This window comes from uncultured Thiodictyon sp., assembly GCF_903828115.1.
GTDB lineage: Bacteria > Pseudomonadota > Gammaproteobacteria > Chromatiales > Chromatiaceae > Thiodictyon.
Genome location: NZ_CAIKKU010000703.1, coordinates 1 through 11718, shown reverse-complemented (window position 1 = coordinate 11718; position 11718 = coordinate 1). Strand labels below are relative to the sequence as shown.

General features: G+C 66.7%; 11 protein-coding genes and 1 pseudogene. 8 read left to right on the top strand and 4 right to left on the bottom strand.

The window, feature by feature from the left end:
* Window positions 1-87: 87 nt before the first annotated feature.
* Genes QZY48_RS26530 through ccmI form a run of 3 tightly spaced genes read left to right on the top strand, consistent with a single transcriptional unit; the run spans window position 88 to window position 2453 of the window.
* Entirely contained in the window at window positions 88-630 is a 543-nt protein-coding gene (locus QZY48_RS26530; RefSeq protein ID WP_295436547.1) for a DsbE family thiol:disulfide interchange protein, read from the top strand.
* A gap of 3 nt (window positions 631-633) precedes the next feature.
* A complete protein-coding gene (locus QZY48_RS26525) occupies window positions 634-1125 on the top strand; it encodes a cytochrome c-type biogenesis protein (protein ID WP_295436546.1) in 492 nt (163 codons plus the stop codon).
* Window positions 1122-2453 carry a c-type cytochrome biogenesis protein CcmI gene (ccmI, locus tag QZY48_RS26520; protein WP_295436544.1) on the top strand — a complete coding sequence of 444 codons (1332 nt, stop codon included), beginning with the start codon at window positions 1122-1124 and terminating at the stop codon, window positions 2451-2453. Before QZY48_RS26525 ends, ccmI begins: the two co-directional genes overlap by 4 nt.
* Here ccmI and QZY48_RS26515 read toward each other — a convergent pair.
* Window positions 2450-2938 (bottom strand): YbhB/YbcL family Raf kinase inhibitor-like protein, encoded by a 489-nt coding sequence (locus tag QZY48_RS26515; RefSeq protein ID WP_295436543.1) that lies wholly within the window; start codon window positions 2936-2938, stop codon window positions 2450-2452. The two genes, ccmI and QZY48_RS26515, sit on opposite strands and share 4 nt — an antisense overlap.
* Window positions 2939-3465: 527 nt before the next feature.
* On the opposite strand from QZY48_RS26515, the gene QZY48_RS26510 reads away from it, so the two are divergent.
* The 3 genes from QZY48_RS26510 to QZY48_RS26500 all read left to right on the top strand — a co-directional run bounded on the left by QZY48_RS26510 (window position 3466) and on the right by QZY48_RS26500 (window position 7578).
* Complete coding sequence (locus QZY48_RS26510) at window positions 3466-4437, top strand: Uma2 family endonuclease (protein WP_295436542.1); 972 nt, start codon at window positions 3466-3468, stop codon at window positions 4435-4437.
* A 200-nt stretch (window positions 4438-4637) separates the two neighbouring features.
* On the top strand, window positions 4638-6683 hold the full coding sequence (gene fusA, locus QZY48_RS26505; protein WP_295436541.1) for an elongation factor G: 2046 nt from the start codon (window positions 4638-4640) through the stop codon (window positions 6681-6683).
* Window positions 6684-7413: 730 nt separating this feature from the next.
* Window positions 7414-7578, top strand: a complete 165-nt coding sequence (locus QZY48_RS26500; protein WP_295436540.1) for a hypothetical protein — start codon at window positions 7414-7416, stop codon at window positions 7576-7578.
* 126 nt (window positions 7579-7704) lie between these two features.
* On the opposite strand, the gene QZY48_RS26495 is transcribed toward QZY48_RS26500, so the two are convergent.
* Window positions 7705-8088 (bottom strand): helix-turn-helix transcriptional regulator, encoded by a 384-nt coding sequence (locus QZY48_RS26495; protein WP_295436539.1) that lies wholly within the window; start codon window positions 8086-8088, stop codon window positions 7705-7707.
* Window positions 8089-8416: 328 nt separating this feature from the next.
* Between QZY48_RS26495 and folE the strand changes: the two genes are divergently transcribed.
* Complete coding sequence (gene folE, locus QZY48_RS26490; RefSeq protein ID WP_295436538.1) at window positions 8417-9055, top strand: GTP cyclohydrolase I FolE; 639 nt, start codon at window positions 8417-8419, stop codon at window positions 9053-9055.
* Window positions 9056-9592: 537 nt separating this feature from the next.
* The gene (locus QZY48_RS26485) at window positions 9593-11071 is read left to right on the top strand and encodes a polysaccharide biosynthesis C-terminal domain-containing protein (RefSeq protein WP_295436537.1); all 1479 of its coding nucleotides are present in this window, start codon (window positions 9593-9595) and stop codon (window positions 11069-11071) included.
* Between the two features lie 282 nt (window positions 11072-11353).
* Here the strand turns inward: QZY48_RS26485 and QZY48_RS35050 are convergent, their stop codons facing one another.
* Window positions 11354-11473: an RCC1 domain-containing protein gene (locus QZY48_RS35050; RefSeq protein WP_366929787.1), complete on the bottom strand. Its 120-nt coding sequence runs from the start codon at window positions 11471-11473 to the stop codon at window positions 11354-11356.
* Window positions 11474-11484: 11 nt separating this feature from the next.
* A pseudogene (locus QZY48_RS35045) lies at window positions 11485-11613 on the bottom strand (RCC1 domain-containing protein); the annotation flags it as partial.
* Window positions 11614-11718: the final 105 nt, after the last annotated feature.

Here is an 11718-nt window from a genome sequence, read left to right as displayed (position 1 = left end):
TCGAATAATCCGACCACGATTACGACAACGACAACGACGCCCCCGGAAGTCCCGTACCATTGTATTAATTCGGATTGAGGATCGATGATGGCAGGCTCCACCACCCGCTACCTGGTACCGCTCGGTGCCTTTTTGGCGCTCGCCGCCCTGCTCTTCTACGGGCTCGGACTGGACCCCAGCAAGGTCCCCTCGCCGCTGGTCGACAAGCCCTTGCCGGCCTTTGAGCTTGAGTCGCTGAAGGAACCGGGCAAGCTGATCAGCTCCGAGGCCCTCAAGGGCAAGGTTTCACTGGTGAACGTCTGGGCGTCCTGGTGCCCGTCCTGCCGCCAGGAACACGCGCAACTGGTGCGCGTTGCACGCGAGTCCGGGGTGCAGGTGGTCGGCTTCAACTGGAAGGACGAGCGGGCGGCGGCGCTCGCGATGCTGCACCGCTTCGGTGACCCCTACGCCATGATCTTCTACGACCCGACCAACAAGGTAGGGATCGACCTGGGAGTCTATGGCGCACCCGAGACCTTCATCGTCGACCCCGCGGGCATCATCCGCCACAAGCGCATCGGCCCGATCGACGACCAGGTCTGGCGGAACGAGATGCTGCCGGTGATCACGAAATACACACCCAAGGGATAGCCCATGAGCCCGCGACGCCTCCTCGCCCCCGCCCTGCTGGCCGCCATGATTGCCGGGGGGGGCGCCACTGCCTTCACCCTCCAAGAGTTCAGCTTCGACACCCCGGTCCAGGAACAGGCCTTCCGTGACCTGACCAGCAAGCTGCGTTGTCTGGTGTGCCAGAACGAGTCCCTGGCCGCGTCCCAGTCGGACCTGGCGCAGGATCTCCGCAAAGAGGTCTATGCGATGATGCGCGCGGGCAAGTCCCAGGACGAGATCACGACCTTCCTGGTCGATCGCTACGGCGACTTCGTCCTGTATGAGCCGCCGGTCAAACCGTCCACCTATCTGCTGTGGTTCGGCCCCATTGCCCTGGTCGCCATCAGCGGCTTCTTCCTGCTGCGGGCCCTGCGCCGCCAGGGCACTGCGCCGGCGGAAACCCTGAGCACGGCCGACGAGGCCCGTATCAAGCAACTTCTCGCCGCGACCGGCGACCCCAAAGAACCAGCCAAATGATCATCTTCTGGATACTCGCCGCCGGGCTCACGGGCCTGGCCGTGCTCTTTATCGTCTGGCCGCTGCTGCGCGTCCCGACCGCGGATACGGCGCTGAGCCAAGGGCAGTTGAACCTGGAGGTCTTTCGGCGCCGCCGCGACGAATTGGACGGCGACCTGGCGGCGGGTGTCCTGGTCCGGGAACAATACGACGCGGCCCGCAAGGACCTGGAGCGGGAACTGCTCTATGACTTGGGCGGGGACGCGGACGCGGCCCCCGGGGGCGTCGCCGCGTCACGCCGGACCGGCGACGGCCGGGCGCCCATCCTGGCCCTGATCCTGGGCGTCGCGCTGCCGGTGGCGGCCGTGCTTGCCTATCTGCAACTGGGTGATCAGGGCGTCATCCCGCGGATCGAGGCGGCCGGGGCTGAGACGGGCGAGGCCGCGCCGGCCGACCCTCAGGCGACACAGTCCCTGGAGGTCCTGGCGCAGGGGCTGGCCGAACGGATGCAGAAGACCCCCGACAACCTGGACGGCTGGTTGATGCTGGGGCGCACCTACTTCGCCATCGCGCAGCCGGCGAAGGGCCTGGAGGCCTTGGAGCGCGCCTACCAACTCGCCCCCGAACAGGCCGGCGTGCTCGCCGCCTACGCCGAGGCCCTGGGCGCCAACGCGGGTAACCGCCTGAGCGGTCGCCCGGCGGAACTGATCCGCACCGCCCTGCGCCTGGAACCCGCCAACCCCAATGCCCGCTGGCTCGCCGGGATGCTGGACTATCAGGAGGGGCGCTTCAGCGCGGCGGTACAGACCTGGCAGGGGCTCTTGAGCGAATTGGACCCGGCCGGGCAGGAGGCGCAGCAACTCGGTGCGATGATCGCCGAGGCCCAGGGCCAGGCGGGCACGCCGTCGGCCGCGGCCGAGGCACCGGCACCGAACGCCGACGCCGCCCCACCCGCCCCGGCGGCGGTCGCCGGTCAGGCGGAAACCGCGGCCGGGGACGCCGGGGCGCGCATCCAGGTGAGCGTCACGCTCGCCCCTGCGCTGGCCGCCCAGGCCGCCCCCGACGACACGGTGTTCGTCTTCGCCCGCGCCCCGGCCGGACCGCCCATGCCGCTGGCGGTGCAGCGCCTCAAGGTCGCCGATCTGCCGGCGACCCTCAGCCTGGACGACAGCATGGCCGTCATCCCGACCCTGCGCCTCTCCGGCTACCCGGAGGTCCTGGTCGGTGCCCGCATCTCCAAGAGCGGGCAGGCCACGCCGGCCGCCGGTGACCTGGAGGGTGAAGCCGGCCCGGTCAAGGCGTCCGGGGGCTCCGCGGTCGTCGTGGCGATCGACCGCGTGAGGCCCTAGAACCGATCGCCGAGCTTCCGGTAAGTGCCGACCAGCGCGGTATAGGCCAGGATGTGGTCCTCCATGGCCAGCAGCAGGTCGTTCTTGGTGGGGTTACCCAGTTCGGTCGGCAAGCCCGTGTCCAGGGCGTACAACCGGTGGAAATAGCGGTGACGGCCGCTGGGCGGACAGGGACCGCCGTAGTCGGTGTGACCCCAACTGTTTAGCCCCGCGACGCACCCCGTGGGCAGGGCCGCGACGCCGACACCCTCGGCCAGTCCGGCCGCGGTGGGCGGGAGGTTGTAGAGAATCCAATGATCCCATACCATACGAGGAGCGGCCGGGTCCGGGGCGTCCGGGTCATCGACGATCAGGACCAGACTCTCGGTACCCTCCGGGAGGCCCTGCCAGTAAAGTCCAGGGGAAACATTCGCCCCTTCGCAGGTATACTTAGGGGGAATCTCGCCACCCTCATCGAATGCGTCAGATTTGAGAACCAGTATCATCTTCTGCCTCCGCGGGCCTGCTAAATTATCAACCAGTGTGGGAACATTATCGGCGATTCGGTCGCACAATGGACCCCGGGCCGCCCCGCTTGGCCCTGAGATGAAACTTTGGTAATTTTGTACCCGATAATCGGCGGTCCGGGCCCCGCACCAGCCCCAGCAAGGCGACCGCGGACCGGCAAGAGAATACAACCTGTGAGGCTGATTGAGTGGAACTCTCTGCTACCTTACCTGGTCATCGGGTTATGAGGACAAAATCGCCCTAGAGACGGTTTTACCCCTCCCTAGCTGTGCGTCCTTCGGCGGCCGAATGGCCGCCTTTTTTTGCCTTTATTTTCATAATCTTACCGGAAGGAGTCGGGGCGTCTCGCCCCGGTTGACGAAGGCCCCGGAGCCGTACGAGGTTCACCCGGCCCCCAACAACTCCGCCCGAAAATCCTTGACCGTGCCATCCGCGACCCGACGACGAGGGCCGCCCTCCCGTGCTAGGCTTGCTTGCAGGCAATTCCCAAGCAAGGCCCATCGCTATGTGCCCAACCGCCGCGACCCTCGACGCACCGGCGCACCAGGCCCCGCCACGCGCCATCGCCCGCCCGCCCGGGTTGGCGCCCGAGGTCGCCTTCGAGCCCCGCTCCGCGGACGGCCTGCGGGTCTCGGAGGAGACCTATTGGAAGGAGTATTACCTGGAATCGGACATCCATTACGAGTGGAACAACGGTCGTCTGGAGGAGAAGCCGGTGTCCGACTACGGGACCTTTCTGGTTTACGGCTGGTTCGTCGAACTCTTGCGGTACTTCCTGCGCACCCGCCCGATCGCCCGGATGGTGGCCCTGGAGATGGGCTTCCGCCTGAAGCTGCCGACCGGGACCGTGATCCGCAAGCCCGACTTCGGGGTCGTGTGCAACACCAACCCCCAGCCGCTGCTGCCCTTGGATGCCTCCTACCACGGTGTCTTCGACCTGTGCATCGAGGCCCTGTCGGACCTGGAGCGCCGCGGCAGCGAGCGCGATACGGTCACCAAGAAGGCCGAGTATGCCGCCGGGGGGGTGCCCGAGTACTACATCCTGCATCGGGAGCCCGAGCGTCAGGCGTTTTTCACCCGCGCGGCCGCGGGTCTCTATGTCCCCATCGTGCCCGACGACGGTATCATCCGCTCGCGGGTCCTGCCCGGTCTGCAATTCCGGCTGACCGATCTGCTCACACAACCCGAGCCCAAGGCGATGGTCCGCGACCCGGTCTATGCCGACTTCGTGCTCCCCGAGTGGCGGGAGGCCGAGCAGCGGGCCGAGGCGCAGACGCGGGCCAGACGTGAAGCCGAGGCGCGTGCCGAAACCGAGGCCCAGGCGAGACAAGGAGCTGAACAGCGCGCCACGGCAGAGGCGCAAGCCAGAGGCGTTGCCGAGCAGCGTGCCGAGACGGAGGCGCGAGGGCGCCGTCAGGCCGAGCAAGAACTGGCGCAACTGCGTGCGCAGTTCGCGGGTCGACGACCGGAATCCTGATGCCCCGTTGCGCCCGACGCGCCCGCCCCGGTTGACGCCGGGCGCTCGGGCCCCGCGTAATCTGCACGGTCCCACCGGTCCGACCGGGGAGTTACGGTATAATTTCACGTTCATGACGAGACCGGTCGGGAGGCGCAACACCGATCCCCTCGAGCCGCGCCGCCCCGTCACGCCAGCCACCACGCAACACAGGATCTCCGATGTCTGATTACAACGCCGAGGACGTCCGCAACATCGCCCTGCTCGGGCACGCCGGCAGCGGCAAGACCACCCTGGTGGAGGCCCTGCTTGCCGCCGCCGGCGCCATCCCCGCACCGGGCAGCGTCACCAAGGGGACGACGGTGTGCGACTTCGACCCGCTGGAGAAGGAGCTGCAGCACTCGCTGGACTCCGCCATCACCAGCCTCGACACCCGGGGCAAGCACATCAATATCATCGACACCCCCGGCTATCCGGATTTCCTGGGGCGCAGCATCTCGGTGCTGCCGGCAGTCGAGACCGCCGCCGTGGTCATCAATGCCCAGGCCGGGATCGAGTCCATCACCCAGCGGGTCATGAAGCTGTTGGACAACCGGCACCTGTGTCGACTGATCATCGTCAACCAGATCGATGCCCCCGGCGTCGATCTGGGTGTGCTCACGACCCAGATCCGCGAGACCTTCGGCGCCGAGTGCCTGCCCATCAACCTGCCAGCGGACGGCGGCTCCCGAGTCATCGACTGCTTCTTCCAGCCCCAGGGCGAGGGTGCGGATTTTTCCTCGGTCGCCCAGGCCCACGGGCACATCATCGACCAGGTGGTGGAGGTCGACGAGGCCCTGATGGAGATTTATCTCGAACAGGGGCAGGACCTGGCGCCGGAGCAACTCCATGACCCCTTCGAGACGGCGTTGCGCGAGGGTCATCTGATCCCGATCTGCTACTGCTCCGCCACCTCCGGGGCCGGCATCCCGGAGCTGCTGGAGATCCTGGTGCGCCTGATGCCCAACCCGTCTGAGGGCAACCCCCCGGTCTACCTCAAGGGTGAGGGTGCCACGCTGGAGCCGGTCACGGTCGCCCCGGACCCGACCAAACATGCGCTGGCCCATGTGTTCAAGATCATCAACGACCCCTTCCGCGGCAAGCTCGGCATCTTCCGCATCCACCAGGGACGCATCAGCCAGAACAGCCAACTGCTGATCGGCGACGCCCGCAAGCCGTTCAAGGTCAATCACCTGTTCCGGCTCAACGGCAACGAGCAGATCGAGGTGGCGGACGGCGTCCCCGGGGACATCCTGGCCGTGGCCCGGGTGGACGAGATCCACTTCGATGCGGTGCTGCACGACTCCCACGACGAGGACCATCACCACCTGAGCACCATGGAGTGCCCGGTGCCCCTGTTCGGGCTCGCCATCACCACGGCTAAGCGCGGTGACGAACAGAAACTCAACGACGCCCTGCATAAGCTGCAGGCCGAGGACCCCTGCTTCCACGTCGAGCACCACGCCGCGACCAACGAGACCATCATGCGCGGTCTGGGGGAACTGCACCTGAAGGTCCTGCTGCGGCGGCTCTCCGAGCAGTTCCATGTGGACGTGGAGACCCGCCCGCCGAGCATCCCCTACCGCGAGACCATCTCCGCCAAGGCCGACGGGCACCATCGGCACAAGAAGCAGACCGGCGGCGCCGGTCAGTTCGGCGAGGTCTTTCTGCGGGTGGAGCCCTTGGCGCGCGGGGCGGGGTTCGAGTTCGATGACGCCACCGTGGGCGGGGTCATCCCCGGCAACTTCATCCCCTCGATTGAAAAGGGCGTGCGCCAGGTGCTCGCCGACGGCGCCATCGCCGGTTACCCGCTCCAGGACGTGCGCGTGACCGTCTATGACGGCAAGTTCCACCCGGTGGACTCCAAGGACATCGCCTTCTCCACGGCCGGGCGCAAGGCCTTCATCGACGCCATCGACAAGGCGCGGCCGGTGATCCTGGAGCCGATCGTCAAGATCCGCGTGGTCGCCCCGGATTCCTGCATGGGCGACCTGGCGGGCGACCTGTCCGGACGGCGGGGACGCATCAGCGGTAGCGAGTCCCAGAGCGGCGGGCGCATTGTCATCGACGGCGAGGTACCGCTGGCGGAATTGAGCGGCTATGACGCCCGTCTGAAGGCCCTGACCGGGGGCGAGGGCACCTACGGCATCGAGCTCAGCCGCTATGAGCCGGTGCCGGCCGCGATCCAGAAACAGTTGGCGGACGCCTATCAGCGTAGCGAGGACTAGCCGGCGTTGAAAAGCAGATGGCGCGCCCCGCATGTGCGGGGACCGCGGGAGCGGCGCCCGGCACCGCGATGCGGTCGGCTGGCGGCCAGCCGATCCGGGCGGCGACGGACACCCCGCGCAGCATCAGCGCGGCGGGCGCCGCCCGCATCCGGCCCCGCGCCACCGATCGCCGCAAGTGTCCAACCGCGGCCCTAAGGCATTTTCCAATCAACCAAGTACGGCACTGACCAGGAGCAAACAGCATGACCAAAGAACGCAGCCCCAAGAAAGAGACCAAGAAAAAATCCGGTCTGAACCTGAAGGAGAAGCGCGCCGCGAAAAAGACCAAGCAGGACAACAAGCCCCAGTAGAGTTGCAACCGGATGTCGCCTGCCGCCCAGGGCGCGCCGAGCACCAGCACGGCGCGTTGACCGCTATGGATGCCGGCCTGCGCAAGGCAACGCAAGGTCGCTGGGCAGCGTATCCGAACCCTGGATCGGGCAAGCCCTGCGCCAGGTTTCCCCGCCGGCCGCGGTCCCGGTGCGCCCCTTGACTGACCAAAAAACTCGCGGTTTACGGGGGGCCAAAACCCATCGGCGGATGTTCCGCCGCCCCGTCCGTAACAGGACCTTTACATATTTCTGCGATCCCTGACGCCCATCACAGAGGGGATTCATGCCTCGGGCCATAGTTTGGCTACACGCAAAAGCATCCCAAGAGTGCCGCCCAATGCAGCGACGGGAGCAAGAAAATGTCACCTAAACTGATTCTCTGGCTGGTCGTATCAGTCCTTGCCACCACCTGGTATGCACTCGACCCGGAGGCCGGCGGCCCCTTCTTCGCGGCCCCGACCCATGACATCGCGCTCGCCGATGTGGTCCCCGCACTGCGCCCGCAGATTGCCCACAATCCTTAGGCCGCAACCCTTAGGTCGCCATACTGAGTCGGCGTCACTGTCCGCGCGTCTGGCGCGGACTCAGTGCGCATTCGGGGGCCTTGCCGCCACCGACTGGAGCCGCCCGCGGGCGGCCGGTCAACCGCCCTACGGCTTCTTGGCGCGCTTGGACTTGACCGCGGGCAGCGTCTGCGCCAGTTCGCGCAGGCGCACCCGGCTGTCGTCGTCGGTGGCGCGATAGCGGGCGATCAGTGCGACCTCGTCCTGGTCGAGCGCGGGGTTGTCGTCCAGGCACAGGAGCCAGGTGGGGCTGACGGTGCCCAGGGCCGCGGCCAGGACCATGGACTCCTCCAGACCCATCCGCCGCAGCCCCTGCTCATAATTGCTGATGCGGGACTTGGAGTAACAGCCGGTGCGCTCGGCCAGTTCGCTCAGCGACAGTTGCTGATCGTGACGGGCCTCACGCAGGCGGTTGCCGATACGCTGGGTCAGGTCGGCGATGGGATCGATCGTGACGGCGGTGTCGCTCATGGGGGCCTCTTGGGTGTTTGCTCTGCACGCTGGTAAGGGTAGCCCAGGTCTGACACGCTTTGCATCCTATTCCGTGATAACCCGGCGCCGCCGCTGGCGCCATACCGGGCCGCGGTGGTGAAGTCGCGCGGCGCGCCGCCCCGCCAGGGGTTGCTCCAACAGCACCCGGACCGAACGCGAAGTGGAGCGGTCGCTCGCCGCGACCGGGCCGCGGAAGTTTCGGTCCAGGTCGTTCCATTTTGCGCACTTACCCCCATTCTTACTGAAGGATCATGTTCGACCGCCGCGGGTTCAGCACCCGGCAGACCGCAACCACAGGGCCCTACCCATGTCAGAAAAACCTAAGCTGTCCAAGGTCCTTGCCGAGGCGCGCTACGCGGCCACCTTCGAGGCCGAGTCCGAAGAGGAGGTCTACGACCGCCAGAAGGAGGCCCTGGTACGCTCCATGCTGCAGGAAATCGGCGAGGACCCCGACCGGGAGGGTCTGCGCCGTACCCCACTGCGGGTGGCCAAGGCCATGGATTTCCTGACCAGCGGCTATCAGCTCTCGGCCGCGGAGATCATCAAGAAGGCACTGTTCGCCGAGGACGTGAAAGAGATGGTGGTGATCCGCGACATCGAGTTCTACTCCATGTGCGAGCACCACATGCTGCCCTTCTTCGGTCACGCCCACGTCGGCTATCTGCCCAACGGCAAGGTGGTCGGTCTGTCCAAGGTCGCCCGGGTGGTCGACTGCTTCGCCCGCCGTCTCCAGGTCCAGGAGCGCCTCACCAACCAGGTGGCCGACGCCCTGATCGAGCACCTGGGCGCCCATGGTGTGGCCGTGGTCATGGAGGCGAGTCACACCTGCATGATGATGCGCGGGGTCCAGAAGCAGCGCAGCACCACCGTCTCCAGCGCCATGCGCGGGTCCTTCGAGACCAACCAACTCACCCGCGCCGAGTTCATGTCCTTCATCCGCGCCTGAGCGGCACCTTGCCGCCGACGAGGGCAGCGCCCGGTGGGGACCTCAGATACCGCTCAACGAAGCGATCCAGGATGGCCACCCGCCCGGGCTGGGACTCGCGGAGCGCGCCGATCTGCTGCACTGGGTCCCGGCCATCTCGCGCGAGAAGTGCCAGTCCGCCTGCTCTCGCTCAAACTTCTCCTGCGGACCCCGAGTACCCTGTTCCAGCGTCTGTTGCGTCCCGACCCCAACGGGGTCGAACCTACCAGCCCAGGGCAACCCCCTGGGATAGAATCGTTTTCTATCGACTTAGCCCTGAGAGGGCGTGACCTATCGGCGGACACCCCGTTGTCACGCCCTTTCAGGGCTAGGCTCCGTTACAAACCTCAAACCCAGGGCCTTGCCCTGGGCTGGTATGTGATGCCCCTTCGGGGCTTGTGCGACACGCAGAGGTTGTCGACCCAGGGGGTGTCGGTGTCGCGCGCGGCCGGGCCAGCACCGCACGCCGTGCGGGCGCGCTAGAATGCCCACCCGCCCCCAGTCCCGGAATCCGCCCATTTGAACCCGCTCAAGCGCCTTGCCTCCCAGACCGCCATCTATGGGGTCAGCAGTGTCCTGGGACGCTTCCTCAACTACCTGCTGGTACCGCTGCTGACCTACACCTTCGCCCCGGCGCAGTATGGTGTGGTGGCGGAGTTCTACGCCTACATGGGCTTTCTGGCGGTGCTTCTCACCTTCGGGCTGGAGACCGGGTATTTTCGCTTCCGCGCCGGCGGCGAGCAGGCGCCGGCCGTGGTCTACGCTACGGCCCTGCGCGTCATGCTGGTCGCGAACCTCGCCTTCCTGCTCGGCGCCTGGCTGCTGCGCCAGCCCGCCGCGGACCTGCTGCGCCACCCGCTGCACCCCGAGTACATCTGGTGGTGCGCCGCCATCCTGGCGCTCGACTCCATCGGTGCCATCGCCTTCGCGCGGCTGCGGGCGGAAAACCGGGCGGTCCGCTTTGCGCTGATCAAGGTGCTCGAGATCGCGCTGAACGTGGGGCTCAACCTCTTCTTCATCCTGGGGCTCAAGGCGGCCTTCGAGACCGACCCCGGCTCCCTCCCGGGCCGCCTGTGGGACCCCGGCATCGGGATCGGCTATGTCTTCATCGCCAACCTGGCGGCGAGCCTGCTCAAGCTCCTCATGCTGGCACCCCAGTTCCGGGGTGGGCTGGCCGGATTCGATTCCGCCCTCTTGCGCCGCCTGATCCGCTATTCCCTGCCGATGGTGGTCATCGGCCTGGCGGGGATCGTCAATGAAATGCTGGACCGGGCGGCACTCAAGTACCTGCTGCCCTACGATGACGCGACCAACATGGCGCAGCTCGGCATCTACAGCGCCTGCTACAAGCTCTCGATCCTGATGACGCTCTTCATCCAGGCCTTCCGCTACGCCGGCGAGCCCTTCTTCTTCGCCTATGCCAGGCGCGAGGACGCCCGCCGCGTCTATGCCATCGTGCTCAACTGGTTCGTCATCTGCTGTGTCTTTCTCTTTCTCCTGGTCACCCTGTTCCTGGACGTCTTCCAGTATTTTGTCGGGGCGGCCTACCGGGAGGGCCTGAGCGTGGTCCCGGTGCTGCTGTTCGCCAACCTGCTGCTCGGCATCTATGTGAACCTCTCCATCTGGTACAAGCTCACCGACCGGACCCTGCTGGGGGCCGCGGTCTCACTCATCGGCGCGGCCATCACCGTCGGCGTGCTGCTCACCCTGATCCCGCGCTATGGCTATGCCGGCGCGGCCTGGGCGCATCTCGCCTGTTACAGCGCTATGGTCGTGATCTCATACCTGCTGGGGCGACGGTATTATCCGGTCCCCTACGACCTCAAGCGGGTCTTCGGGTATCTGGCCCTGGGGCTCGGACTCTATGGGGCGAGTCGGGTGCTGGTGGGGGGGCTTGGCTGGGGCCCGCTGCCCGTGGGGCTCGCGCTGCTCGCCCTGTTCTTCGCGCTGGTCTTCGTCGCGGATGGGCGGGCGCTGATCCGACGCCGCGGGACTTGAGGCCCGGCACGGATGCGCCGCTTCGGCGGGGAGACCCGTGAGTACGACGCCCTGGTCTTAGGCCCGGAACTGGTGCTGATCAACGAGACCAAATCCAACCCCAGGCGCTGGGAACCAATGGTTGAGCCTTGGTATTATCCTAAACACCTTTGCGGCCCTGCGTCGGGGCCAAACTCTGCGCGCAGCGGTCGGCGGCAGTCTGCATCACATCCTTGGAGCCGCTGCCCCCCGTTGACCTGGAAATCGTGGCGATCGTTATTCATCGTCCAACGATCGGATTGCTTAAGGGGCCACCACGACCACCCGCACCGGACTGCGGCGCTCGGTGCTGGTGCCGTCGCCGAGCTGGCGGCGCAGGTTGCGCCCCCAGGCCCAGAGGCTGCCGTCGGTCTTGCGGGCCAGGTGTGGTTCATGCCGGCGGCCGCCGCCGCGACGGCGCTCAGGACCCGGGTCGGAATCGAACGATCGGTGTCGGTGCCGTCGCCGAGCTGGCCGTGCTCGTTGTCCCGTTCTATCAAACTTACAAATTCATGCGTAAACATGAATAAAGTTGACTTCCTGCTTCACGGGGGCCGGTTTCACGCGGACCTTGCGGCCCGCGCCAGCGCCCTCCCCTCCACAGGCAGACACCGCGGAACTCGCGGCGT